Annotated in this window: 22 protein-coding genes; 13 read left to right on the top strand and 9 right to left on the bottom strand. The window is 72.7% G+C overall.

The features are described 5' to 3' along the window. Window positions 1–3 precede the first annotated feature (3 nt). The 4 genes from ACZ7MG_RS28110 to ACZ7MG_RS28095 all read left to right on the top strand — a co-directional run bounded on the left by ACZ7MG_RS28110 (window position 4) and on the right by ACZ7MG_RS28095 (window position 4170). Entirely contained in the window at window positions 4–1632 is a 1629-nt protein-coding gene (locus tag ACZ7MG_RS28110; RefSeq protein ID WP_471384587.1) for an amino acid adenylation domain-containing protein, read from the top strand. After that, complete coding sequence (locus ACZ7MG_RS28105; protein ID WP_471384590.1) at window positions 1629–2129, top strand: flavin reductase family protein; 501 nt, start codon at window positions 1629–1631, stop codon at window positions 2127–2129. The genes ACZ7MG_RS28110 and ACZ7MG_RS28105 overlap by 4 nt, the downstream gene beginning before the upstream one ends. 33 nt (window positions 2130–2162) lie before the next feature. Beyond that, a complete protein-coding gene (locus tag ACZ7MG_RS28100; protein WP_471384593.1) occupies window positions 2163–3422 on the top strand; it encodes a diaminobutyrate--2-oxoglutarate transaminase in 1260 nt (419 codons plus the stop codon). A 79-nt stretch (window positions 3423–3501) separates the two neighbouring features. Continuing rightward, window positions 3502–4170, top strand: coding sequence for a LysE family translocator (locus ACZ7MG_RS28095; RefSeq protein WP_471384595.1), 669 nt, complete (start codon window positions 3502–3504; stop codon window positions 4168–4170). A gap of 461 nt (window positions 4171–4631) precedes the next feature. On the opposite strand, the gene ACZ7MG_RS28090 is transcribed toward ACZ7MG_RS28095, so the two are convergent. From ACZ7MG_RS28090 to ACZ7MG_RS28070, 5 genes are all read right to left on the bottom strand, one after another. Then, entirely contained in the window at window positions 4632–5867 is a 1236-nt protein-coding gene (locus ACZ7MG_RS28090; RefSeq protein WP_471384598.1) for a PucR family transcriptional regulator, read from the bottom strand. 96 nt (window positions 5868–5963) lie between these two features. Further along, entirely contained in the window at window positions 5964–7190 is a 1227-nt protein-coding gene (locus tag ACZ7MG_RS28085; RefSeq protein ID WP_471384601.1) for a cation:proton antiporter, read from the bottom strand. Window positions 7191–7724: 534 nt separating this feature from the next. After that, window positions 7725–9239 (bottom strand): SPFH domain-containing protein, encoded by a 1515-nt coding sequence (locus tag ACZ7MG_RS28080; RefSeq protein WP_471384603.1) that lies wholly within the window; start codon window positions 9237–9239, stop codon window positions 7725–7727. A gap of 100 nt (window positions 9240–9339) precedes the next feature. Next, a complete protein-coding gene (locus ACZ7MG_RS28075) occupies window positions 9340–9849 on the bottom strand; it encodes a hypothetical protein (protein WP_471384606.1) in 510 nt (169 codons plus the stop codon). Between the two features lie 233 nt (window positions 9850–10082). Further along, complete coding sequence (locus ACZ7MG_RS28070) at window positions 10083–10307, bottom strand: heavy-metal-associated domain-containing protein (protein ID WP_471384610.1); 225 nt, start codon at window positions 10305–10307, stop codon at window positions 10083–10085. Window positions 10308–10521: 214 nt separating this feature from the next. Here ACZ7MG_RS28070 and ACZ7MG_RS28065 point away from each other — a divergent pair, with 214 nt between their 5' ends. The 5 genes from ACZ7MG_RS28065 (at window position 10522) to ACZ7MG_RS28045 (ending at window position 17149) form a co-directional block, all read left to right on the top strand. Beyond that, complete coding sequence (locus ACZ7MG_RS28065; RefSeq protein ID WP_471384613.1) at window positions 10522–12333, top strand: methylmalonyl-CoA mutase family protein; 1812 nt, start codon at window positions 10522–10524, stop codon at window positions 12331–12333. Beyond that, window positions 12330–14540, top strand: coding sequence for a methylmalonyl-CoA mutase (scpA, locus tag ACZ7MG_RS28060; protein WP_471384616.1), 2211 nt, complete (start codon window positions 12330–12332; stop codon window positions 14538–14540). The genes ACZ7MG_RS28065 and scpA overlap by 4 nt, the downstream gene beginning before the upstream one ends. Then, entirely contained in the window at window positions 14537–15532 is a 996-nt protein-coding gene (gene meaB, locus ACZ7MG_RS28055; protein ID WP_471384618.1) for a methylmalonyl Co-A mutase-associated GTPase MeaB, read from the top strand. Before scpA ends, meaB begins: the two co-directional genes overlap by 4 nt. Window positions 15533–15644: 112 nt before the next feature. Beyond that, window positions 15645–16175, top strand: a complete 531-nt coding sequence (locus ACZ7MG_RS28050; protein WP_471384621.1) for a hypothetical protein — start codon at window positions 15645–15647, stop codon at window positions 16173–16175. A 278-nt stretch (window positions 16176–16453) separates the two neighbouring features. Further along, on the top strand, window positions 16454–17149 hold the full coding sequence (locus ACZ7MG_RS28045; protein ID WP_471384624.1) for a class F sortase: 696 nt from the start codon (window positions 16454–16456) through the stop codon (window positions 17147–17149). Between the two features lie 34 nt (window positions 17150–17183). Here the strand turns inward: ACZ7MG_RS28045 and ACZ7MG_RS28040 are convergent, their stop codons facing one another. Further along, the gene (locus tag ACZ7MG_RS28040) at window positions 17184–18980 is read right to left on the bottom strand and encodes an FAD-binding dehydrogenase (RefSeq protein WP_471384626.1); all 1797 of its coding nucleotides are present in this window, start codon (window positions 18978–18980) and stop codon (window positions 17184–17186) included. A gap of 217 nt (window positions 18981–19197) precedes the next feature. On the opposite strand from ACZ7MG_RS28040, the gene ACZ7MG_RS28035 reads away from it, so the two are divergent. Then, on the top strand, window positions 19198–20400 hold the full coding sequence (locus ACZ7MG_RS28035; RefSeq protein WP_471384629.1) for a PucR family transcriptional regulator: 1203 nt from the start codon (window positions 19198–19200) through the stop codon (window positions 20398–20400). A gap of 145 nt (window positions 20401–20545) precedes the next feature. Next, entirely contained in the window at window positions 20546–21367 is an 822-nt protein-coding gene (locus ACZ7MG_RS28030) for a carbonic anhydrase (RefSeq protein ID WP_471384631.1), read from the top strand. Window positions 21368–21495: 128 nt separating this feature from the next. Here the strand turns inward: ACZ7MG_RS28030 and ACZ7MG_RS28025 are convergent, their stop codons facing one another. Further along, window positions 21496–21933, bottom strand: coding sequence for a DUF6299 family protein (locus ACZ7MG_RS28025; RefSeq protein ID WP_471384634.1), 438 nt, complete (start codon window positions 21931–21933; stop codon window positions 21496–21498). A gap of 308 nt (window positions 21934–22241) precedes the next feature. On the opposite strand from ACZ7MG_RS28025, the gene ACZ7MG_RS28020 reads away from it, so the two are divergent. Further along, complete coding sequence (locus ACZ7MG_RS28020) at window positions 22242–22430, top strand: DUF5999 family protein (protein WP_471384637.1); 189 nt, start codon at window positions 22242–22244, stop codon at window positions 22428–22430. A gap of 19 nt (window positions 22431–22449) precedes the next feature. On the opposite strand, the gene ACZ7MG_RS28015 is transcribed toward ACZ7MG_RS28020, so the two are convergent. Both ACZ7MG_RS28015 and ACZ7MG_RS28010 read right to left on the bottom strand, forming a co-directional pair. Beyond that, entirely contained in the window at window positions 22450–22848 is a 399-nt protein-coding gene (locus tag ACZ7MG_RS28015; RefSeq protein ID WP_471384640.1) for a RidA family protein, read from the bottom strand. Beyond that, complete coding sequence (locus tag ACZ7MG_RS28010; protein ID WP_471384641.1) at window positions 22845–23984, bottom strand: acyl-CoA dehydrogenase family protein; 1140 nt, start codon at window positions 23982–23984, stop codon at window positions 22845–22847. The genes ACZ7MG_RS28015 and ACZ7MG_RS28010 overlap by 4 nt, the downstream gene beginning before the upstream one ends. Before the next feature lie 189 nt (window positions 23985–24173). Between ACZ7MG_RS28010 and ACZ7MG_RS28005 the strand changes: the two genes are divergently transcribed. Continuing rightward, the gene (locus tag ACZ7MG_RS28005; protein WP_471384643.1) at window positions 24174–25808 is read left to right on the top strand and encodes an AMP-binding protein; all 1635 of its coding nucleotides are present in this window, start codon (window positions 24174–24176) and stop codon (window positions 25806–25808) included. Window positions 25809–25820: the final 12 nt, after the last annotated feature.

Here is a 25820-nt window from a genome sequence, read left to right as displayed (position 1 = left end):
CCGGTGCCGACGTCCACGCTCACCCTGTGGGACCGCTTCGCCCGCACGGCCGGCCGCCACCCCGGCCGCCCCGCGCTCACCGCCGGATCCACCACGCTGTCCTACGCCGAACTGCGCACGCACGCCGAGGCGCTGGCCGCCCGGCTGTGCGCCGGCACACCCCCGCCCCGCCGCGTCGCCCTGCTGGCGGAGCGGACACCCGTGACGTACGCCGCCTACCTGGCGGTGCAGCGGCTGGGAGCCGCGGTGGTCCCGCTCAACCCGGCCGCCCCGCCGGGCCGCAACGAGACCGTCGTACGGCAGTCCGGTGCGGCCCTGGTGCTGGCCGACGCGGCGAGCGACGCGGCCCCGGCGGGACGAGCCGCGCCGCTCGTCCCGGTCGCCCTCACGGACACCACGGACAGCCCCGGCATGTCCGATCTCGCCGGACCCGGTCCGCGGGACACCGCCTACATCCTGTTCACCTCGGGCTCCACCGGCCGGCCCAAAGGTGTGGTGATCAGCCACGCCAACACCGACGCCTACCTGGACCACGCGGTCGAACGGACCGGCGCCGGGCCGGACAGCCGGCTCTCCCAGACCTTCGACCTGACCTTCGACCCGTCCGTCTTCGACATGTTCGTGGCCTGGAGCACCGGCGCCGCCCTGGTCGTGCCCACCCGGGACGAACTCATGGACCCGGCCGGATTCGTGGCGCGGCACCGGCTGACCCACTGGTTCTCCGTGCCGTCGGTCGTCTCGCTCGCCGCCCGGCTGCGGCGGCTGGGGACCGACTCGATGCCGACGCTGCGCTACGCGGCCTTCGCCGGTGAGCCGCTCACCCTGCAACCGGCCCGGTCGTTCGCCGCGGCAGCCCCCGGCGCGTGGCTGGAGAACCTCTACGGCCCCACGGAGCTGACGGTCACCTGCACCGGCTTCCGCCTCCCCGCCGACCCGGCCGACTGGCCGCGCACCGCCAACGGCACCCTGCCCATCGGCACCGCCCACCCGGGCGCCGAGACCCTGGTGGTGGACGAGCGGATGCGCCCCGCCGACGAGGGAGAACTCCTGGTACGCGGTGCGCAGCGGTTCCCCGGCTACCTGGACCCGGCCGACGACCCGGGCCGCTTCGCCGTCGGCGAGCCCGGTACGGGCCTCCGGCCCTACGAGGGCGGACTGCTCACCGAGGCCCACTGGTACCGGACCGGTGACCGGGTGACGAGGGACGGCGGTGAGCTCGTTCACCTGGGCCGTCTCGACAGCCAGGTCAAGATCAGCGGCTACCGCGTCGAACTGGGCGAGATCGAGGAGGCACTGCGCTCGCGTCCCGGCGTGGCCGACGCCGTCGTGGTGGCCCGCGACGACCGGTCCGCTCCCGTTCTGCAGGCCGTCTACACCGGCGACGCCCACGACTCCGCGGCGCTGCTGGAGGCCCTGCGGGAGCGGCTGCCCGCCTACATGGTGCCCGGCACCCTGCTGCGCCTGCCGGAACTGCCGCTCAATCTCAACGGCAAGACAGACCGCCGAGCCGTCCTCGCCGCCCTGGACACCGCCCGCCCGGCCACACCGGGCACCCCCCGCCCCGTTCCCGCGGAGCGGGCCGCCCCCGGCGTCTCCCACGCGCCCCCCAGCGAAAGGAACCCGGTCCCGTGACCGTGACCACCACCCGCACCGCGCTGCCCGGGCGCGAGGAATTCTGCTCCGCGATGGCCCAGTTGGCCACCGGCGTCGCCGTCATCACCACCGCCGGCCCGGACGGCCCGGTCGGCTGCACCGCCAACGCGGTGCTCTCCCTGTCCACCGAGCCGCCTTCGGTGCTCGTCTCGCTCGCCAGCAGCGGCCGCACCGTGCGGCAGGTACGGGACCACGGCGGCTTCGCGGTCAACATCCTCAGCTGGCGGCAGCGGGACCTCATGGACCGCTTCGCCCGGCTGCCGGCGCCGGAGCGTTTCGAGGGCGTCCCCTACCGGGAGGAGGAGGGCTGCCCCGCCCTGGAGGGAACCGCCGCCACCGTGGTGTGCCGCCTCGACCAGGCGCCCACCGCACTCGACCACACCCTCCTGATCGGCCGCGTCCTGTGGACCACGCAGGATCCCACGGCCCAGGCCCTGGTGCTCTACCAGCGCCACCAGCAGGCCGTGGCCCTCTGACCCCACTCGTACCGGTACCTGACAGGGATGAGCATGAGCGTATTCGGCACCATGGAATCAGCGGTCCGCAGCTACAGCCGGGCCTGGCCCACCGTGTTCACCACCGGCTGCGGCGCCGTGCTGCGCGACGAGTCCGGCAGGTCCTTCATCGACTTCTTCGCCGGCGCCGGCGCTCTCAACTACGGGCACAATCCGCCCGAACTGAAGGCCGCGCTGCTGGAATACCTCTCCGGCGACGGCGTCACGCACGGACTCGACATGCACACCACGGCCCAACGCGGCTTCCTGGAGCGGCTGCGGGACCTGGTCCTCACCCCACGCGGCCTGGACTACCGCGTCCAGTTCCCCGGCCCCGGCGGCACCAACGCGGTCGAGGCCGCACGCAAACTCGCCCGCAAGGTCACCGGACGGCACACCGTCGTCTACTTCCAGGGCGGCTTCCACGGCATGACGCTCGGGGCACTGGCCGTCACCGCCAACCCCATGAAGCGCGCCGGAGCGGGCGTACCGCTGACGTACACCGTGCCGCTGCCCTTCGACGATCCCGCCGACGACGACGAGCAGGCGGTGGCCCGGCTCGTCCGGTCGCTGAACGGCGTCGCCGAGGACGAGGTGCCCGCGGCCGTGGTGGTGGAGACCGTGCAGGGCGAGGGCGGGGTCAACCCGGCCCGTCCGGCCTGGCTGCGCGCCCTGGCCCGCTGGGCCCGGGAGCACGGCACGCTGCTGGTGGTGGACGACATCCAGATGGGCTGCGGGCGCACCGGGCCGTTCTTCTCCTTCGAACCGGCCGGCGTGGTCCCCGACATCGTCTGCCTGTCCAAGTCCATCAGCGGGTACGGGATGCCCATGGCCCTCACGCTGATGCGTCCCGAGTACGACGTGTGGAAGCCCGGCGAGCACAACGGCACCTTCCGTGGCTACAACCCGGCGTTCGTCACCGCTGCCCGGGCGCTGGAGTTGTTCTGGTCCGACGGTGCGCTGGAGGCCCGGACGGCGGTGCTGGGCGAGCGTGTGGGCCGCGCACTCGCCGGCACCGCCCGCCGGTACGGACTGCCCGCCCCGCGCGGGCGCGGCCTCGCGTGGGCGCTGCCCTTCGGCCGTCCGGGCGCGGCCCGCGAGGTGTGTGACGCCGCGTACCGGGGCGGTCTGCTGCTGGAGACGGCCGGGCCGCACGACGAGGTGGCCAAGGTTCTGCCGCCGCTGACCGTGGCGGACGAGCAACTGGAGCTGGGCCTCGGGATACTCGACGAGTCCGTTGCCTCCGTGGTCGGCGGGCGGGCCCTCGTAGCCTGACCGGATCCGGGCACCCCACCTCTTGGACCCGAGATCCCCGCGGCGGACCGGCCGCGGGGGCTGCGAAAGGGGAGAACGGATGTCGGTCGACCTCGTCGGCTTCCTCGGCGTAGTGCTGGTGGCGTATGTGGTCCCCGGCCCGGACTTCCTCGTGGTGGTGAGATCGGCCACCGAGAATCCCGCCAAGGGACGGGCCGCGGCGCTGGGCGCCCAGACCGGACTGTGCGTGCACATGCTCGCCGCCGCGGTCGGACTGTCGCTGATCGCCGCCCGGTCACCGGCGGTCTACGACACCATCAAGCTGTTGGGCGCGGCCTACCTCGTCTACCTGGGAGTGCGAGCCGTGCTGGCCGCGCGACGGACCGCCGGGCCAGAGGCGGCCGAGGCGACCGACGGCCTGGGAGACAGCGCTCCCCCGCGGGCCTCGGCCGACGACGGCCCGGTCCACGGCGAGTGGCGATCCGGCTTCACCCAGGGTTTCCTCACCAATGTGCTGAACCCCAAGGCGGCTCTGTTCTTTCTCAGCATCCTGCCGCAGTTCGTCCACGGCGGCGGCTCGGCATCGCGGCAGATCTTCTTCCTCGGCACCCTGGACATCGTCATCGGTGTCGCCTACTGGTTCATCGTTGTCGCCGTCACCGCGCGACTACGGGCATTCCTCGCCCGCCCGAAGGTCCGCCACCGCTGGGAACTGACGACCGGCTGGCTGTTCATCGGCATCGGCCTCGGCCTCGCCGCGGCAGCCTGAAAGCGCTGCTCCTGGTACGGGCCGGTTCCTGCTGAGGACGGGAGAGACATCCAGACGTGGGCGGGGGCGCACCGGTGATCGGTGCGCCCCCGCCCACAGCTGGCGTCCTACCAGCGATACCAGCGGCCTCGCTTCCCACTCGGTCCGGCAGAGCGCGCGAAGAAGCCGACCAGCCATGGTTACCAACCTCCGTCCCGCCGTGTGCCCCGACCTGATCTCCACACACCCCGCAAGATCTGTCTGTTTCGTGTCCGCCGCCCGGGGCATTCGACGGACTGCGGACGAGGAGGCGGCGGGATGCCTGGGGAGGTCGAACGCCGCCACCGATGCGTGACGGGCCTGATCGGCGGGGCTTCTCCCTCACCGGGCAGCGCAGGAGTTCCCGGATCCGCCGGTCGAGCCCGTCCCCGCACCACAAGGTGAAGTAGCAGAACACCGCCGGCCAGGCGGGCAGATCACCCTCACGAAGACACCTCCGTGGAACTCAGGGGCCGCGTCGGCCAGTTGAGAAGGCGGGCGCCGATGACCGCGGTCTGGAGGGTGTAGCGGTCGGCGGGCTCGGTCGGGTCGGAACCGGTGAGCGTGTGGACGCGGGCCAGCCGGTAGGTGAGGGCCCGCACGCTGAGGGAGAGCCGCCGGGCGGTCGAGGCGGCCACACATCCCGTGTCGAAGTACGCGGTGAGGGTGTCCAGCAGGGGCCGGGCCCCGCCGCGCGCCTGCTCCAGCGGGCCGAGCGTGCTGCCCACCAGGTCGACCAGGGCCTGGCGGTCCCGGGCCAGGACCGGGAAGACCAGCAGGTCGGCGGCGCGCAGCAGCGGCTCGTCGAGGCCCATCCGCTGGGCGACGTCCAGGGCGTTGAGGGCCTCCTCGTAACTGTGGCCGATGCCGACCGTGCCGGGCCGGGAGCGGCCGATGGCGACCTGGGCCCGGCCGGTGGCGGCGTAGACGCGTTTGGCGAAGTGGGTGAGGACGTCGTCCTGGTCGCCGGGGGCGATGCACACCATCCGGCCGTCCTTGGTGGTGAACAGGATGCGGCGGTTCTCGAAGCGCGCGAACAGGTCGCTCGCCACCTGGCGGGGTACGGGGTCGGTCTCGTCGTACTTCTCCGGTCCCTCGGCCACGGCGACGGCGTGCGCGCGGGACAGGCGCAGCCCGAACCGTTCGGAGCGGGCGGCGAGTTGGCCCTGGTCGCCGCGGCCGTGCAGGAGGTCGTCGATGAACTCCCGGCGGGCGGCCTCCTCCTTGCGGACCACGAGCCGCTGGGCGCGTTCGTAGCCGTCGGCGAAGGCGTCCACGGCCTGTTCGATGACGGCGAGGACGCTGTCCGGGTCGGCCGCCCGCGGCCAGTTCTCCCGGCCGGCCGCGAGATGCGCCCGCACCAGCGACCGCCAGCCGTGCCCCGCCTCCGCCGCCCGCGCCCCGAGCGCCCGCCGCGACTCGATCTCGTCCCGCGTCAGCCGCCGCCCGGTGGGCGCGGCGTCCGCGACGATCCGCTCGAACCCGTCGAGGAACTCCTCGGCGGGGGTGGTGGGTCGTATGGGGATGGGTTGTACGGGGGTGAGGGGCAGGGCCGCGGCCGGAGTGGGGCCGGCTGTGCCGGGTGCGAGGGTGCCGGCCGGCGCCGGGGCCGGGCCGGTCCCGCCGGAGTCGTCGCCCGCGTTCCGGGCACTGCTGCCGTTCCTGTGCGGTGTGTTCATGTCCTCGCCCCCGTCTCCGTCCCACGCCCATCGCGGTCCCCCGCCCATCGCGGTCCCGCGCATATCGCGGTCGCCCGCCCCACATCGTCCGCCCTTTCACGCGTTCGCGTGGACCGCCGCTTCCGTGGGCTCCGGGGCCGGCTCGGGCCGTGTCTCCTGGGGTGGGGTCGGGGCGCGGCGGGTGAGGCGGTGGGCCAGGGGTTCGGTCCAGCGGGCGGTGAGGGGGCCGAGGACGACCAGGATGAGGACGTAGGCCGTGGCGAGAGGGCCGACGCGGGGCTCGACCCCGACCGCGAGGCCGGCGATGACGATGGAGAACTCGCCGCGCGCGACCAGGGTTCCGCCCGCCCGCCAGCGGCCCTTGACGGAGATCCCGGCCCGCCGGGCGGCCCAGTACCCGGTGGCGATCTTCGTGAGCGTGGTGACGGCGGCCAGTGCGAGGGCCGGGAGGAGGACGGGCGGGATGTCGGCGGGGTCGGTGTGCAGGCCGAAGAAGACGAAGAAGACGGCGGCGAAGAGGTCCCGCAGCGGCGTCAGGATGCTGCTGGCCCCCTCGGCGACCTCACCGGACAGCGCGATCCCGACCAGGAACGCGCCCACGGCGGCCGACACCTGGAGATGCTGGGCGATCCCGGCGACGACGAGCGTGAGACCGAGGACGACGAGGAGGAGCATCTCGGCGTTGTCGGAGGAGACGGCACGGCTGATCAACCGGCCGTGGCGCAGGGCGACATAGAGGACGGTGACCACGGTGCCCAGCGCGATCAGCAGGGTCAGCGCGCCGCCCGCCAGGCTCACCCCGGCCAGCAGCGCGGTGAGGATCGGCAGATAGACCGCCATGGAGAGGTCCTCCAGGACGAGGATGCTCAGCACGACCGGCGTCTCGCGGTTGCCGAGGCGGCGCAGGTCGCCGAGGACCTTCGCGATGACGCCGGACGAGGAGATCCAGGTGACGCCCGCGAGGGCGACGGCGGCGACCGGCCCCCAGCCCAGCAGCAGCGCCATCGCGGCGCCGGGCGCGGCGTTGAGGACGAAGTCGACCGCGCCGGAGGGGTATTGGGTCTTGAGGTTGGTGACGAGTTCGGAGGCGCTGTACTCCAGGCCGAGCAGAAGCAGCAGCAGGATGACGCCGATCTCGGCGCCGGTGGCGACGAACTCCTCGCTGGCCTGCAGCGGGAGGATCCCGCCGTGGCCGAAGGCGAGTCCGGCGAGCAGATAGAGGGGTATGGGTGAGAAGCCCACCCGTCCGGCGAGGCGGCCCAGCAGCCCCAGGGCGAGGATGATCGCCCCGAGTTCGATGAGCATGGCGGTGGTGTGGTGCACGGGCGTCTGTCCTCCGTTGACGAGTGCGGTGACGGCGTCTGTGCCTGGTGCGCGTGCGGATGCGCATGCGTGTGCGGGAATTGCATATGCAGGGATTGCGTGTGCAGGGATTGCGTGCGCGGAGGGTGCGTGCGCAGGCGTGTCCGGGCCGTGGGCGGCGTCGTACGGGCGCGCGGGTTCCCGCGGACACGGGTCGACCGCCCGAGCACATCGGGCGGTCGACGGACGTCCGCTACGGCGGTGAGGGTGTCAGTGCGCGGGGCGGTCGCTCGGACGCGCTGCGCGGCCGGTATCGGGAACGGCGTCGCGCGCGGCGTTCACGACGCGCACGCGGATGACTCGACCCATGTCACGCCCCCCAACACGCCGTCGGCCGAACCACTCCGACCACCACTCGAACGAATGAGCAAATAAGCGCTCACCAGAGCGTTAGCGCTTGGTAAAGGATTCTAGCGCAATACGAAAAGGTAAAATTACACAATAGGTAAAGCGCTACCCATTTCCCTTTACCTCAGGCTCACCCTGTCACTCGCCTCACTCGCCGATCTCGACCTTGCCGTTGTCACCGGCATGCACCGGCGCCCTGTCCCGCGTGACCCCCTTCAGCAGCTCCGCGAGGTCGACACCCGTGGTGGAGCCGAGGAGTTCGAGCCCCTGGGCGACGTTCTCGGCGACCACGCGAGGGATGCGCGCGGCGCCGTCCGTGGAGATCACCGTCATCTTGTCCACCGCGGCCAGCGGTTCGGACGCCTTGGCGACGACCTGCGGCAGCACCTCGACGAGCATCTGCAGCACCGCCGCGTCGCCGTACCGCCCGAACGCGTCCGCTTTCTGCCGCATCGCCTCGGCCTCCGCCGCCCCCTTCGCGCCGATCGCCGCCGCCTCAGCCTCGCCCTCCAGCCGCACCGCCTCCGCGATCGCCGCCCGCCGGGCCCGCTCGGACTCGCCCTGCCGGAGCCCCTCGACGGCCTCCGCCTCGGCCAGCGCGGTACGCCGCTGCTTCTCGCCCTCACCGGTCAGCCGCGCCCGCTCCGCCTCCGCCTGGGCGCCCGCGATCTCGGCCAGCCGCTCCGCCTCGGCCTGCTTGACCCGGGCCACCCGCCGGGCCTCGGCCTCCTGTTCGGCCGCGTACCGCTGGGCGTCGGCGGGCTTGCGAACCTCGGTGTCGAGCTGACGGTCCTTCAACGCGGCCTGCCGCTCGGCGACCTTCTCCTGCTGGGTGAGGATGTCCTGCTGCCGCGCGGCCTCGGCGAGCGGCCCGGCCGCGTTCGCCTGCGCGGCGGCTGAGTCCGTCTCGGCCTTGATCTCGGCCTGCTTGAGGGAGAAGGTCCGCTGGGCGACCGCGATCTCCTCCTCCGCCTTCAGCCGGGCCTGCTCGGCGGCACGCCGGGCGACGGCCTCGGCGATGTCGGCCTCCTGCTTGGCGCGCGCGGCCTCCGGACGGCCGAGGTCCTCCAGATAGGAACCCTCGGTGGTGATGTCCTGGATCTGGAAGGCGTCCAGCACCAGGCCCTGCCCGGAGAGGCTGGCCTCCGCCTCCTCGGCGACCTGACCGGCGAACGCGGCCCGGTCCCGGATCACGTCCTCCACCGACATCCGGCCCACGATGGCCCGCAGCGCGCCCGACAGCACCTCCTGGGTGAAGCCGACGATGCCGTCCTGCTGCATCAGGAACCGCTGGGCGGCGGCCCGGATCGAGTCCTCGGTGCCGCCGACCTTGACGATGGCGACCCCTTCGAGGTTCGCCTTGATCCCGCGCAGGGTGACCGCGCCGCGCACCGCCACCGGGATGTGCCGCGACGACAGGTCCAGCGTGAACCGCTGCTGCACGAACGGCACGACGAACACCCCGCCGCCGACCACGACCTTCTGCCCGCTGTTGTCGGTGAACACCCGCCCGGTCTCCGGATCGGTGGCCTGCTTGCCACGCCGCCCGGTCACGATAAACGCCTCACTGGGACCCGCCACCTTGTAGCGGGTGACCACGACCAGAGCCAGCAGCACCAGGAGCACGACGACCCCCAGCACCGCGAGCACGACAGAACTCATGACGAATACCCCCCGAATCACACGAGACAGAAGAAGAGAAGAGGAAGAGAGGAGAAGAGAAGAGAAGGAAAGAGAAAGGGAAAGAGGAGGAGAGACGGGCTCAGGCGTCCACGGGGCGCACGACCACCGACGTGGCGGTGGGCGCCGCCTCCACCCACACCTCGGCACCCCGGGCGACCGGCCCCGCACTGCGCGCCGCGAACTTCACCGGCTGTCCGGCGAGCCGCAGCAGCACCTCACCGAACCCGTCGGCCGGAATGGCGGTCACCACACTCCCCGCGGTACCCACCAGGTCCCCGCCCCGCGGTGCGGCGGCCGTCCGGTCGCGCGCCAGGGCCCGGCCGAAGCGGTACGTCACCCAGGCCGCGCCGGCCCCGAGGAGAGCGCCGCACCCGGTGGCGACCACCGGGCCCGCGTCCAGCAGTTCGGTCGCGAGAACCCCGCCGAAGCCGGTCGCCCCCAGGAACCCGGCGACGACCGGCAACGACAGCCACCCTTCCAGGGCGCCGTCCAGAACGCCGTCGAACACACCCTCCAGCGCCCCGTCGAAGAGCAGCGACAGGACGAGCAGCACGACCCCCGTGATGCCGAGTCCGAAGTACCAGGCCATCCGCGCCGCCCCCTCCCGCCCCGCCGCCGCTCTCCGGCTTGACGAAATCCTCACACGGGCAGCGGGACCGCTTCATTGCCGTGTTCCGGCAACGTTCCGACGCCTTCCCTTCCTCGTTCCCGGTCCGGTCCCGCCCGGCCCCCTCCGTTCTCGCCCGGTCCCCTCCCGTCCCCTCCCGTCCCGTCCCGTCCCAACCGGACCCGTCCGGACCGGCTCCTTCCCGCCCGTCGGGCTCAGGCCGCGGTCTGCCGTACGACCTCCGCCACCTCGTACCCCGCCTCCTCGATGGCCGCGCGGACGGCCGTGTCGTCGACCGCGTCCCCGCGTACGGTCACCAGGCCGGCCCGGATGTCGACATCGACCTCGGTGACGCCGGACACACCGGTGACCTCCTCGGTGACGCTCGCGGCGCAGTGCGCGCAGCTCATCCCGAACACGGTGAAGTACTTCTCGGCCATGGGGTCGCTCCTGTCCTCGGTCGGCCCGGTGACCGCGCCGCGGGGGCGCACGGGCCGCTTGGCACGAGGTACGGCGGACGCCCCCACGACGTTCATCGCCGGCCCCGTAAGTGACCGGCAGGTAACCCGCCCGATTTCAAGGTCGTTCCAGGGAGGGCAAGGTCACAGCCGCGTCCCCTGCTGCTCCTTTGTGTCTCTGGCCTAGCATCCGAGCATGACGGTCCTGCCTGACGACGGGCTTGAGCTGGCCGCCGAGTTCCCTGACGCCACCCACGAGCAGTGGCAGCGCCTCGTTGCGGGCGTGCTGCGCAAGTCGGGCAAGGACGTCGAGGGCGCTCAGGCCGAGGAAGCCCTGTCCACCGCGCTGGAGGACGGGCTGCGCACCCGTCCTCTCTACACCGCGCACGACATCGCGCCCCCTCCGGGTCTCCCCGGCTTCGCACCCTTCGTACGAGGAGGCCGGGCCGAGGGCAACACCGTCGGCGGCTGGGACGTACGCCAGCGGCACACGGCGGCGGACCGCGACGCGGTGCTCGCGGACCTGGAGAACGGCGCCACCTCCCTGTGGCTGGCGGTCGGCGCGTCCGGTCTGCCGGTGTCGTCGCTCGCCCCGGTGCTCGACGGCGTCTACCTCGATCTCGCCCCGGTCGTCCTGGACGCGGGCGCCGGGTTCGAGCCCGCCGCACGGGAGTTGCTGCGGCTGTACGCCGAGCGCGGTGTCGCCAAGGACGCGGCGCGCGGCAACCTGGGCGGGGACCCCCTCGGCCACGAGGCCCGCACCGGACAGTCGTACGACATCGCCCCGGTCGCCGCCCTCGCGCGGCTGTGCGCCGAGGAGTACCCGGGGCTGCGGGCCCTGACCGTGGACGCCCTGCCGTACCACGAGGCCGGCGGTTCGGCCGCGCAGGAGCTGGGTGCCTCGCTGGCGACCGGTGTCGCGTATCTGCGGGAGCTGACCGGGGCCGGGCTGAGCGTCGAACAGGCCTGTGGGCAGCTGGAGTTCCGATACGCGGCGACCGCCGACCAGTTTCTGACGATCGCCAAGCTGCGGGCCGCGCGGCGGCTGTGGGCCCGGGTCGCCGAGGTGTGCGGGGCGCCCGCCGCCGGGGCGCAGGTCCAACACGCGGTGACCTCGCCGGTGATGATGACGCGCCGCGACCCGTGGGTGAACATGCTGCGCACCACGATCGCCGCCCTGGCCGCCGGGGCGGGCGGCGCCGACTCCGTCACCGTGCTGCCCTTCGACCACGCGCTGGGCCTGCCGGACGCCTTCGCCCGGCGCATCGCCCGCAACACCTCCACGATCCTCATCGAGGAGTCCCACCTCGCCCGGGTGATCGACCCGGCGGGCGGCTCCTGGTACGTGGAGCGGCTCACGGACGAACTGGCCCACGCGGGCTGGGAGTTCTTCCAGGAGATCGAGGGCGCGGGCGGTCAGGCCGCCGCGCTGCGCTCCGGCACCGTACGGGACCGCCTCGCCGCGACCTGGGCGGCCCGCAGCGCCAAGCTGGCCAAGCGCCGCGAACCCGTCACCGGCGTCAGCGAGTTCCCGCACCTGGCCGAGAAGCCGGTGGTCCGCGAACCCGCCCCCGAGCCGCCGTCCGGCGGTCTGCCCCGCGTCACCCGCGACGAGGCGTACGAGGCGCTGCGGGCCCGCTCGGACGCCCAGCTGGCCGCGACCGGCGCCCGGCCCCGCGTCTATCTGGCCTCCCTCGGCCCCGCCGCCGCCCACACCGCCCGGACGACCTTCGCCGCCAACCTCTTCCAGGCGGGCGGCATCGAGCCGGTCACCGAGGGCACGTTCGAGGAGAGCGGCGCCTCCGAGGTCTGTCTGTGCTCCAGTGACGCGCTCTACGAGGAGCGGGCCGCGACCGTGGCCGCCGAGCTGAAAGCCGCCGGCGCCTCGCACGTGTTCCTCGCCGGCCGCCCCGGGCAGTACACCGATGTCGACGCCTACGTCTTCGCGGGCTGCGACGCCGTGGCCGTGCTCTCCGCGACCCTCGACCGCATGGGAGTGTCCCGATGACCACCCCCACCACCCCCTCCACTCCGTCCACCCCCTCCGTCCCCGACTTCTCCGGGATCGAGCTGGGCTCCCCGGCCCTCGACGGCGGTGCCGACGACTGGCGTACGGCGGTCGAGAAGGCGTCCGGCGGGGACGATCCGCTCTGGGAGACCCCGGAGGGCATCCCGGTCAAGCCGCTGTACACCGGGCAGGACCTGGAGGGCCTGGACTTCCTCGGCACCTACCCGGGCGTGGCCCCGTATCTGCGCGGCCCGTACCCGACGATGTACGTCAACCAGCCCTGGACGATCCGCCAGTACGCGGGTTTCTCCACGGCCGAGGAGTCCAACGCCTTCTACCGCCGCAATCTGGCGGCCGGTCAGAAGGGCCTGTCCGTCGCCTTCGACCTGCCCACCCACCGGGGCTACGACAGCGACCACCCGCGCGTCACCGGCGACGTCGGCATGGCGGGCGTCGCCATCGACTCCATCCTCGACATGCGGCAGCTCTTCGACGGCATCCCGCTGGACAAGATGACCGTGTCCATGACGATGAACGGCGCCGTGCTGCCCGTGCTCGCGCTCTACATCGTGGCGGCCGAGGAGCAGGGTGTGCCGGCGGAGAAGCTGGCGGGGACCATCCAGAACGACATCCTCAAGGAGTTCATGGTCCGCAACACCTACATCTATCCGCCGAAGCCGTCGATGCGGATCATCTCCGACATCTTCGCCTTCACCTCGCAGAAGATGCCCCGCTACAACTCCATCTCCATCTCCGGCTACCACATCCAGGAGGCCGGCGCGACGGCCGACCTGGAGCTGGCGTACACCCTCGCGGACGGTGTCGAGTACATCCGCGCGGGCCGGGAGGCGGGCCTGGACGTGGACGCGTTCGCGCCCCGGCTGTCGTTCTTCTGGGCGATCGGCATGAACTTCTTCATGGAGGTCGCCAAGCTGCGCGCGGCCCGCCTGCTGTGGGCCAAGCTGGTGAAACAGTTCGACCCGCAGAACTCCAAGTCGCTCTCCCTGCGCACCCATTCGCAGACCTCCGGCTGGTCGCTGACCGCACAGGACGTCTTCAACAACGTCACGCGTACCTGCGTGGAGGCGATGGCGGCCACCCAGGGCCACACCCAGTCGCTGCACACCAACGCCCTCGACGAGGCCCTCGCGCTGCCCACCGACTTCTCGGCGCGCATCGCCCGCAACACCCAGCTCCTCATCCAGCAGGAGTCCGGCACCACCCGCGCCATCGACCCGTGGGGCGGCAGCGCCTACGTCGAGAAGCTGACGTACGACCTCGCCCGCCGCGCCTGGCAGCACATCCAGGAGGTCGAGGCGGCGGGCGGCATGGCCAAGGCCATCGACGCGGGCATCCCCAAGCTGCGTATCGAGGAGGCGGCGGCCCGCACCCAGGCCCGCATCGACTCCGGACGGCAGCCGGTCATCGGCGTCAACAAGTACCGCGTCGACAGCGACGAGCAGATCGATGTCCTCAAGGTCGACAACTCCTCCGTCCGCGCCCAGCAGATCGAGAAGCTGCGGCGGCTGCGCGCGGAGCGCGACGAGCAGGCGTGCCAGGACTCCCTGGACGCCCTCACCCGGGCCGCCGGCGGCGAGGGCAACCTGCTGGAGCTGGCAGTGAACGCCGCCCGCGCCAAGGCCACCGTCGGCGAGATCTCCGACGCCCTGGAGAAGGTCTACGGCCGCCACGCGAGCCAGATCCGTACGATCTCCGGGGTGTACCGCAACGAAGCAGGCGAGTCCCCGAACGTGGAGCGCACCCGGAGCCTGGTCGACGGCTTCGCCGAGGCGGAGGGCCGCCGCCCCCGCATCCTGGTCGCCAAGATGGGCCAGGACGGCCACGACCGCGGCCAGAAGGTGATCGCGACCGCCTTCGCCGACCTGGGCTTCGACGTGGACGTCGGCCCGCTGTTCCAGACCCCGGCCGAGGTGGCCCGCCAGGCCGTCGAGGCGGACGTGCACATCGTCGGGGTGTCGTCGCTGGCCGCCGGGCACCTCACCCTCGTACCGGCGCTGAAGGAGCAGCTGGCCGAGGAGGGCCGCGAGGACATCATGATCGTGGTCGGCGGGGTGATCCCGCCGCAGGACGTGCCGACCCTCCTGGAGATGGGCGCGGCGGCCGTCTTCCCGCCCGGCACGGTCATCCCGGACGCGGCGTACGACCTGGTGGAGCGGCTGTCGGGCGACCTCGGGCACGACCGGTGATCGATGTCGACGCCTACGCCAAGGGTGTCCTCGACGGGAAGCGGGCGGTCATCGCCCGCGCCATCACCCTCGTCGAGTCCACCCGGCCCCAACACCGGGTGCTGGCGCAGGAGTTGCTGACCGCTCTGCTGCCGCACAGCGGGCGGGCGCGGCGGATCGGGGTCAGCGGGGTGCCGGGGGTCGGCAAGTCGACGTTCATCGACGCGTTCGGCACGATGCTGACCTCGCTCGGGCACCGGGTGGCGGTGCTGGCGGTGGACCCGTCGTCCAGCCGTACGGGCGGCTCGATCCTCGGGGACAAGACCCGGATGGAGCGGCTGGCCGTCGACCCGGCGGCCTTCGTACGGCCCTCGCCGACGGCCGGGACGCTCGGCGGGGTCGCCAAGGCCACCCGGGAGTCGATCGTGGTGATGGAGGCGGCCGGCTACGACGTGGTGCTGGTGGAGACCGTCGGCGTCGGCCAGTCCGAGACGGCCGTCGCGAACATGGTCGACTCCTTCCTGCTCCTCACCCTCGCCCGGACCGGCGACCAGCTCCAGGGCATCAAGAAGGGCGTCCTGGAGCTGGCCGACGTCCTCGCCGTCAACAAGGCGGACGGCCCGCACGAACGCGACGCCCGGACGGCGGCCCGTGAGCTGGCGGGCGCCCTGCGGCTGATGCACGGCAGGGACGCGGCCTGGACGCCGCCGGTGCTGAGCTGCAGCGCCCGCGAGTCGACCGGCCTGGACACCGTCTGGGAGCGCCTGGAGCAGCACCGCGCGCTCCTGGAGTCCACGGGCCGCCTCGCCGCCCGGCGGCGGGACCAGCAGATCGACTGGACCTGGTCCATGGTCCACGACGAACTCCTCGAACGGCTGCGCACCCACCCCGGCGTCCGCTCCCTCGCGCCCGGCCTCGAACAACAGGTCAGGGACGGCGAGCTGACGGCCACCCGGGCCGCGGAACGCCTCCTGGAGGCCTTCGGGGAGCGGACCCCCGGTTCACCCGGCTGATCGTCCTGAGTGGTGGTGGAGTGGGATCCGGCTGACGGTGGATCACGTCGGAGCCGGGTCACGTCAGCTGACGAAGCACCAGCTGCCCGCGCTGCGGCGGAAGGACCATCAGATGCGTTCTGCCCGCATGCTGCTCGTTACCGCGGCGGCCACCGCCGTCCTCGGCGTCACCGCGCCCGGCGCGTACGCCGACGGTGACGAGTGGGAGCACAAGGACAATGGCTACAGCAAGGAACACGACAAGGACAGCGGCCACGACGGACCGCGCGGCGGGGTTCACACGGGTGGCGGTGCGCTGACCTCGCTCACCGACGCGCAGGAGTGGGACTCCGAGCGGGGCGCCAAGCCCGGCGCCGGGGGCTACGACCAGGCGGAGGAGTCCACCAAGGAGTCCAAGGAGTCCTGGAAGGGCGAGAGCGACAAGGAGTCGTGGAAGGGCGACCACGACAAGGGTTCCTGGAAGGACGAAGAGGAAGAGGGCGCCTGGAAGGGCGACCACGCCAAGCCGCGCGGCGGGATGCACACCGGTGGCGGCGCGCTCGCCTCGCCCGCGGTGACGGCGGGCGGCATGGCCGTCCTCGCGGTGGCCGGTACGGGGATGTACGCCCTGCGCCGCCGGAACACCGCCGGAAGCGTGGCCTGATCCCATGCCGGGCGCGATACCGGGCCCGATAGCCACCGGGCCGCCGCACCGTGTGTCGTGTGGCGGCCCGGCCGGCGTCCGACGGTCCGGTGGGGGCTGGTCGCGCAGTTCCCCGCGCCCCTGAAAAGCAGGGGCTGCGCCCCGTGCTTTTCGCCCAGGCCCCACGCACCCGCACCCGCACCCGCACCCGCACCCGACAACACACCCGTCGGCCCGACCACTCCGGCCGCCGACGACGACTCGTCCGTTCCGCTGCCGTACCTGGTGAGGTGGTTTCGATGGCAGCCCACCTTTCTCCCCCCGGCACCGACCCGGTGCCGCCCCGCTCCGGCGCGCGCGTCAATCTGACCGTGCTGTGCGGCGTCGTGCTGATGATCCTGGCGGTGAGTCTGTTCGGCGGCGAGGACTCGTCCGACGCCTCCCGCCCGCCGAACGCCCGGCACGCCCCGCAGGCCGCCCCCGCCGCCTCCCCCACCGAGGAGGCCGCCCCCGTCGAACGGCCGGCGGAGCGACGGCCGCGGGACCCCGGGGCCAGGCCGATCCGGCTGCTCATCCCGAAGATCGGGGTGAGCGCCCCCTTCGTGCCCCTCGCCGTCGGCCGCAACGGGCAGCTCGACGCCCCGCCCGCCGACGACACCAACCTCGTCGGCTGGCACGCCGACGGCGCCGCGCCCGGGGAGCGGGGCACGTCGATCATCGCCGGGCATGTCGACACGGCGACCTCGCCGGCCGTCTTCGCGGGGCTGGGCGAGCTGGAGGAGGGCGACGTCTTCCGCGTCGCGCGGGCGGACGGCAGCCGGGTGTCCTTCGTGGTCGACGACGTGGAGACGTTCGAGAAGGACGACTTCCCCGACAAGCGGGTGTACGCCGACGCGTCGCGCCCCGAGGTCCGGCTGATCACCTGTGCGGGCGCCTACGACCGCAAGGTCATGGACTACACGGAGAACCTGGTGGTCTTCGCGCACCGCGTGTGAGGGCGTGCGGGCACGCCCCCACCCCGCGGTCCGGTCAGCCCGTGGCCTCCGCCGCCGCCCTGCCCGACTGGCGGCCCGAGAAGAGGCAGCCGCCGAGGAAGGTGCCTTCCAGGGAGCGGTAGCCGTGCACCCCGCCGCCGCCGAAGCCGGCGACCTCACCGGCCGCGTAGAGACCGGGGACCGGGCTGCCGGAGGCGTTCAGGACGCGGCCGGAGAGGTCGGTCTGGAGGCCGCCGAGGGTCTTGCGGGTCAGGATGTTGAGGCGTACGGCGATCAGCGGGTGGGCGCTGGTGTCCATGATCTTGTGGGCGGAGGCCGTGCGGCTGAGCGTGTCGCCGGGGTACCTGAGGGCGTTGCGGATGCCCATGACCTGGACGTCCTTGGTGTACTCGTTGTCGATCTCGCGGTCGCGGGCCTCGATCTGCCGGGTCAGGTCGGCGAGGTCGATCAGGTTCTCCCCCGTCAGCTTGTTCATACCCCGGACCATTTCGGACAGGGACGAGGCGACGACGAAGTCCACACCGTTCTTCTTGAACTTCTCGATCGGCTCCGGGGTCTGCCAGATGCGCGAGAGGAGCATCCAGATGTTCTTCTCGGTGAGGTCCGGGTTCTGCTCGGAGCCGGAGAGCGCGAACTCCTTGGCGAGGATCTTCTGCGTGGTCACGAACCAGGAGTAGTCGTACCCGGTGTCGGTGATCGTCTTGAGGGTGTGGAGGGTGTCGTAGCCCGGGATGTCGGGGGTGTTGAAGCGCTTGCCGGTGGCGGAGAACCACATGGAGGACGGACCGGGCAGGATGCGGATGCCGTGGCCGGGCCAGATCGGGTCGTAGTTGCGCAGGCCCTCGGTGTAGTGCCACATGCGGTCGGGGTTGACGATCCGGCCGCCGGCCTTCTCGGTGATGGCGAGCATCCGGCCGTCCACGTGCGCGGGCACGCCGGTGATCATGGTCTTGGGGGCGGCGCCCATCCGGGCGGGCCAGTTGGCGCGGACGAGGTCGTGGTTGGCTCCGATGCCGCCGGAGGTGACGACGACCACGGGGGCCTTCAGCTCGAAGGAGCCGACGACCGTACGGGAGCTGGGCTTGCCGCGCGAGACGTTGCTCGGCTCCAGGACCGCGCCCTGGACGCCGGTCACGGTGCCGTTGGTCGTGATCAGGCCGTCGACGCGGTGGCGGAACTTGAAGGTGACGTTCCCGGCCGACACGGCCGCCCGCACCTTCTTCTCGAAGGGCTCGACCACGGCCGGGCCGGTGCCCCAGGTGACATGGAAGCGGGGCACGGAGTTGCCGTGGCCGTCGGCGAGGCCGCCGCCGCGCTCGGCCCAGCCGACGATCGGGAACCACTGCATGCCGAGGCCCGCGAGCCAGTCGTGCTTCTCCTCCGAGGCGAAGTCGACATACGCCTCGGCCCACTTGTAGGCCCAGTAGTCCTGGCCGGAGGGGTCGCTGATGCCCCGGTCGAAACCGGCCGTGCCCAGCCAGTCCTGCCAGGCCAGTTCCTTGGAGTCCTTGATGCCCATCAGGCGCTGTTCGGGGGAATCGGCGAAGAACAGGCCGCCGAAGGACCAGAAGGCCTGGCCGCCGAGGCTCGCCTCCGGTTCCTGGTCGAGCAGCAGCACCTTGCGGCCGGCCGCGGCGAGTTCGGCGGTGGCGACCAGGCCGGCGAGACCGTGGCCGACCACGATCGCGTCCGCGTCGTACGACGTCGCGGCGAAGGCGGGGACCGCCTGGGCGGCGAGGGCGGCACCGGCGAGCACACCACCGGTCGTCGTCAGGACCCGGCGACGGCTGACCCCGTCCGGGGAGGCGGAGTTCTCCAGGGAAATGGGCACAGGCGTGGACCTTCCGGGGGGAGGGACGGGAAGTACGCGCGGGACGGGGGCTGTTCCTGCGACATCAGCGCTGTTACCGTCGGTAGCCCTCAAGGAAACCAGGTGGACACAACCGTGGGGTAGTGGCCGGGGATCAACACATCCACCCTTCGTTGTGGCCCGGCGACAGCACCGGGGACGGAACGGAACGGGTGGGTACGGGACGGGAGAAGCGCCCATGACGGTCGTCCACGAGCGCGAGCCGGTCACCGGCGTCCTGCGGGCCATGGCCGCCGACACGGACGTCTGCGAGGAACTGGTCCGCGCGGCCCGCGGCCGGTCCCCCGAACTGGCCCGGCTCGGCGAGGCGGAGACCCTCTCCCATGTCAACGCCCTGATCGGGGCGGCCGAGGCCTGGCTCACCACGCTCGGCGGGGTCGAGGAGCACGACTTCGCCGCCGCGCTGCTGCTGGGCGCCGACCGCGCGGCCCAGGGCATCCCGATGACCGCCGTGCTGCGCGGGGTGCAGGCCGCCCTCACCCGGGTCGTGGAGATCACCGTCGAGCGCAGCCGCTCGGCCGGGGTGTCCGACGCCGCGCTGCTCACCGTCGTCCTGCGGCTGAAGGAGTACGGCGACGCCGTGGAGCGGCATGTCGTGGGCGGCTACCGCGCCGCCGAGTCGGGCACCCCGCGCGGGGCGGGCGAGGCCCGCGCACGGCTGCTGCGACGGCTGCTGGCCGAGGGCGACGACAGCCCCGTACCGTCCCATGCGGAGCTGGCGCGGGAGGGTCTGCGGGCGCACGGCCGGTACCACTGCCTGGTGGCGGACCCCGGCGATCCGGCGCACGCCCGCGCGCTCACCGCCCGACTGTCCGCCCTGCCCGGCGTCTTCGGGGTCGTCGACGGCCGTCCGGTGGGACTGTGTCCCCGGCTGCCGGGGAGCGAGGAACTGGCCGAGTGGGGCGGGGACGGAGTGGCGCTGGTGGTCGCGTCACCGGTCGACACACCGGAGCGGCTGCGTCCGCTGTACCGGCTGTGTGTACGGGGGTTGGAGATCGGCGGGCGGCGAGGGCTGCGCGGGGTGCGGGAACTGACCGATCTGGCCGGGGAGATCGCAATGGCGGACCACTCCGTGCTGGGCGCGGCGCTCAGCGGACGGTTCCTCGCCGGGCTCGATCCGGCGGACGACTTCCACCGCCAACTCGCGCTCACCGCACGGGCGTTCCTCGACTGCGGACGGCGGCTGGACCGGACCGCGACGGCGTTGTTCACCCATCCCAACACCGTCCGCTACCGGCTCGGCCGGCTGCACCACCTCACCGGCACCTCGCTCACCGACGGCTCGCTCGACGGCCCGTCCGGGACGCTGGCGACGCTGCACTGGTGGTGGGCGCTGACGACCTGGCTGGACACGGGCACGGAGAGCGCTCCCACGCCGTAAAGCGAACAGCAGGAGACCGGCTGTCCAAAAACCTTCCCCGAAGCGGCCAAGAACGATTCAAGGAACGGCCATGATTGATCAACGCTCGTCCATGATTGGGCAACTTGAACATTTGAGCGTTTAGCCCGGACGTACGTTCCTGCCCGTGAACTCTGACGCGACACCCCCCAGAGGTGACGGCGCCGAGGCGACCGCCGCCGACGCCGACGCCCCGATATCCCACGCGAAGCCGCGCGGCCGACGCTCACTCCTGCGCGCCGCGCTGGCCGGTACGGCCGTCCTCGGTGGTGGCCTCGCGGTCGGTGCCTTCCCGGCCGACGCCGAGACCGTCTCCCGCTCCACCCGCGCCACCCCCAAGTCCTCCGCCGCCACCCGCACGCGGCCGAGCACGGCGGACGAGGCGCTGAAGGAGCTGTCGAAGGGCAACCGCCGCTGGCGGACCCTCCACCAGCAGCACCCCGACGAGGGCACCACGGCCCGCAAGGCCGCGGCGGCCGGTCAGCAGCCCTTCGCCCTGATCCTCGGCTGCATCGACTCCCGGGTCCCCCCGGAGCTGGTCTTCGACCAGGGCATCGGCGATCTGATGACCGTGCGCAGCGCCGGCGAGGTGCTGGACCAGTCGGTGCTCGGCAGCGTCAAGTACGGCGTCCTCGAACTGGACATCCCGCTGGTCGTGGTGCTCGGTCACCAGTCCTGCGGCGCGGTGAAGGCGGCCGTCGCGGTGGACGAGAGCGGTGAGGAGCTGCCGAGCGGCATCCAGTACATCGCCGACGAGATCGCCCCGGCCATCGACCACAGCGTGACCGGTGACGCCCGGGTCGCGGCGACCATCGACGCCAACGTCCGGCTGGTCCGCTCCAAGCTCGCGGCCGACTCCGACCTGGCCGCCAAGGTGAAGGCGGGCGAGGTCGCGATCGTCGGCGCCCGCTACGACCTGACGACGCAGCGCGTGCACCTGCTGAAGTAGCGGGCTGAAGCGACAGGCCCCGGCACAGGGGAAGAAGGCGGCTCCGGTGAACCACCCACCACCGGGGCCGCCTTCGTGTGTGCCGTAGCCGTCGCCGGGCCCGCGCCCGGCCGTCGGCTAAGCTCGGCTCAGCCCTCGACGAGGGTGATGTCCTGTTGCCGCAGCGCGTGGAACCTGGGCAGCGGCAGACCGCTGCCCGACAGCTCCGTGATGGTGGCCTCCACCCGGGCGGGGCCCGGCAGGAAGCGGCCCGGCTGCGCCCGGTCGGTGTTGGTCCAGGTGTGCACCGCGCCGTCGCAGACCGCCGTCGAACCGCCGACGCCCTTGCGGATCCGGCTGTCGCCCTGCTGCAGCGAGGACGACACGAAGACGGGGCCGTTGCCGCCGAGGCAGCGGTAGGTACCGGAGAGGGTGAGCCTGCCGTCCGGGGCGACGACGCCGGTCGGGTCGACGGTCACCGTCTCGGACGGCTCGGTCGTGGCACCGGCGGACGGGACGGCGGCGAGCAGCAACAGCGCGGCACCGAGGGCCGTACCGGCGGCCCGGGGAACACGGGAACGGAACATCCGTTGACCTCCTTGAACGGGGACTCCAGGGACTCCAGGGACTCCAGGGGTACCGGCCGCGGCTGTCCGTTCAGCTGATCATCACTCCATCGTCGGCGCGTCGGTTCCGCCGTCCTCACTACCGGTTCCGCCGCCCTCACCACCGGGTGCGACCCGCGCGCGGGGGGTTATGTCCGCGTCCTGTCACAGGACGTCCGGGTGCTGTCACGTCTCCGGAAAGGGTGTGGCGATGAGTTCCGGGCGCGGGCATCGTCTGTAGTGCGAGGCGGTGACTCGCCGCCGGACTCACGATGACGTGGAGGCGCGCCATGTGTTCACACCAGCCCCTGTGCCCCTCGGCCGGCAGCTCCGACCGCGACGCCGCCCATGTCGTCGCCTTCCACCCCGAGCAGGGCTGGAACCTGCTGTGCAACGGGGCGATCGTCTTCGACGACACCGGTGAGATCCTGCCCGACGGCAGCATCGTCGCCCCGAGCCGTCTCGCCGTCGCCGCCTGACACCCCCGGGCCGGTACGGCTACGGCAGCACCGCGAAGCCGTCCAGTTCCACCAACGCCCGCTCGTCCCACAGCCGTACGACGCCGATCACCGCCATCGCGGGATAGTCCCGGCCCGCCAAGCGCCGCCAGACACGGCCGAGTTGATGTGCGCGGAGCCGGTAGTCGGCGACATCCGTGGCGTAGACCGTGACCCGGGCGAGGTCGGCCGGTGTGCCGCCGGCGGCCTCCAGCGCGGTCAGCAGATTGCCGAGCGCCCGCTCGAACTGCTCCTCCAGCGTCTCCCCCACGACCTTGCCGTCCGCGTCGAGCGCGGTCTGGCCCGCCAGGAACACCACCCGGGTGCCGGTGGCGACCACGGCGTGCGAGAAGCCGGTGGGCGGTGACAGCCCGGCCGGGTTCACCCGCTCGACGCTCATGACGGCCCCTCCCCCGACGCGGCCCGTCGGTACAACTCCCGGGCGATGACCGCCCGTTGCACCTCGCTCGCCCCCTCGTAGATACGGGGCGCCCGCACCTCCCGGTAGAGGTGTTCGAGCAGATGGCCGCGGCGCAGCGCCCGCGCCCCGTGCAGTTGCACGGCCGCGTCGACGACGTACTGCGCGGTCTCCGTGGCCAGCAGCTTCGCCATCGCCGCCCGCCGGGGCACGTCCGGGTCGCCGGAGTCGTACGCCGCTGCCGCCGCGTAGACCATCAGCCGGGCCGCCTCCGTGCGCAGCGCCATCTCGGCGACCTGGTGGGCGACCGTCTGGAGGTCGCGCAACTTGCCGCCGAACGCGTCCCGTTCGGCCGTGTGCTCCAGCGTGGCGTCGAGAGCCGCCTCGGCCATGCCGACCGCGAAGGCGCCGACGCTGGGGCGGAACAGGTTGAGGGTGGCCATGGCGACACGGAAGCCGCGGTCGGGTGCGCCGAGGACGTCGTCGGCCGTGACGGGGACGGCGTCGAAGTCGAGGGTGCCGATGGGGTGCGGGGAGAGCATGTCGAGCGGGGTGCCGGTGAGGCCGGGGCGGTCGGCCGGGACCAGGAAGGCGGTGACGCCGCGTGAGCCCGCGTCGGGAGTGGTGCGGGCGAAGACGGTGTAGAGGTCGGCCTCGGGGGCGTTGGAGATCCAGCACTTCTCGCCGGTCAGCCGCCAGCGGCCGGGGCCGTCGGGCTCCGCCCGCAGGGCGAGAGCCGCCGCGTCCGAGCCGGCGCCCGGCTCGCTGAGCGCGAAGGCGGCGACCGCGTCGCCGTCGCTCACCCGGGGCAGCCAGCGGGCGCGCTGGGCCCGGGTGCCGTGGGCGTGCACCGGATGGGCGCCGAGGCCCTGGAGGGCCAACGCCGTCTCGGCCTCCGTGCACACGTACGCCAGTGACTCGCGCATCAGACAGAGGTCGAGCGCGCCCGAGGTGAACAGCCGTGCGAGCAGTCCCAGTCGGCCCAGCTCGGCGACCAGAGGGCGGTTGACGTGGCCGGGCTCGCTCTTGTCGGCCAGGGGGCGCAGTCGTTCGGCGGCCAGGGCGCGCAGCTCGGCACGCCAGGCGAGTTGCTCCGGTTCGAGCGAGAATGCGGTCATTGCCCGTCCCTTCTCCCCCGAGGGCCGGTCGCCACGAGCACGCCCTCGGGACCCTCACCGAGGTTATCGCGAACTGTTGACTGCCGTCACCAAGGCGATACGCTCGCTGGAGCCGGGCACCCACGGCATGCGAGCCCACCACCACATGCGCGTCCACTTCGGCAGGGACCACAGCAGGGGGCGAACGTCATGAACTCCAGGGTCACCGCCCATGTCGACACCTTCGCCCGGGACTGTCTCCCGCCACCGGACCAGTGGCCCGAGCTGTCGTTCGACCTGCCCGAGCTGCGCTATCCGGACCGGCTCAACGCCGCCGCCGAGCTGCTGGACGGCGGCGCTCCGGGCCGGCCCGTCTTCCGTACGCCGGCCGGGGAGGTCTGGACGTACGGCGAACTGCGCACCCGTGTCGACCGGGTCGCCCACGCGCTGACGTCCGGCCTCGGGGTGGTCCCCGGCAACCGGGTGCTGCTGCGCGGGCCCACCACGCCCTGGCTGGCGGCCTGCTGGCTGGCGGTGCTGAAGGCGGGGGCGGTCGCGGTGACCGTGCTGGCGCAGCAGCGGCCGCAGGAGCTGGCGACGATCTGCGAGCTGGCCCAGGTGTCGTACGCGCTGTGCGACCTGCGGCATGTGGACGACCTGGTGAAGGCGGACGTACCGGGGCTGCGGGTCGCCACCTTCGGCGGGGACGGGCCCGGGGACCTGCTCGGCCTGCCGTCGGCGGACGGGGCGCGGGGGCCGTACGAGGCGGTGGACACGGCGGCCGACGACGTGGCGCTGATCGCGTTCACGTCCGGGACGACCGGGCGGCCGAAGGGGTGCGTGCACTTCCACCGGGATCTGCTGGCGATCGCGGACACCTTCTCCAAACATGTGCTGCGGCCCCGCGCGGACGACGTGTTCGCCGGGTCTCCCCCGCTCGGCTTCACCTTCGGCCTCGGCGGTCTCGTCGTCTTCCCGATGCGGGCCGGGGCCAGCGCGCTGCTGCTGGAACAGGCGGGGCCGAGGCAGCTGCTGCCGGCGGTCGCCGCGCACCGGGTGTCGGTGCTGTTCACCGCGCCGACCGCCTACCGGGCGATGCTGGGCGAGCTGAACGGGGCGGCCACGCGGACGGGTTCGCACGAGTACGACATCTCGTCGTTGCGGCGGTGTGTGTCGGCGGGCGAGAACCTGCCCGAGGCCACCTGGCGGGCCTGGCAGGAGCGGACCGGGCTGCGGATCATCAACGGCATCGGCGCCACCGAGCTGCTGCACATCTTCATCTCCGCCGCCGACGACGGCATACGGCCGGGGACGACGGGCGTGCCCGTACCGGGCTGGCGGGCGCGGGTGCAGGACGAGGACGGGAAGCCGGTGCCGGACGGACGGCAGGGGCTGCTCGCGGTGCGCGGTCCGGTGGGGTGCCGCTACCTGGCGGACGCGCGGCAGCGGGAGTACGTCCGCGACGGCTGGAACGTCACCGGCGACACGTACGTCCGCGAGCCGGACGGGTACTTCCGCTTCGTCGCCCGCGCCGACGACATGATCATCTCGGCCGGGTACAACATCGCGGGACCCGAGGTCGAGGAGGCCCTGATGCGTCATCCGGACGTGGTGGAGACGGCGGTGGTGGGACGGCCCGACGAGGCGCGCGGCCAGGTCGTCGTCGCCCATGTGGTGGTCGCGGCGGGTGCGCGGCGGGACGGCGAGGCGCTGCGCGCGTTCCTCAAGGCGGAGCTGGCGCCGTACAAGTGTCCGCGCGAGATCGTGTTCCTGGACGCGCTGCCGCGCACGGCCACCGGCAAACTCCAGCGGTTCCGGCTGCGCACACCGGGTGACCAGCAGTGATGCCGAAGACCT

The sequence above is a fragment of the Streptomyces sp. NPDC107538 genome (genome assembly GCF_055657445.1).
The sequence above is the reverse complement of the archived record's forward strand: the minus strand, read 5'-3'. Positions and strand labels throughout refer to the sequence as shown.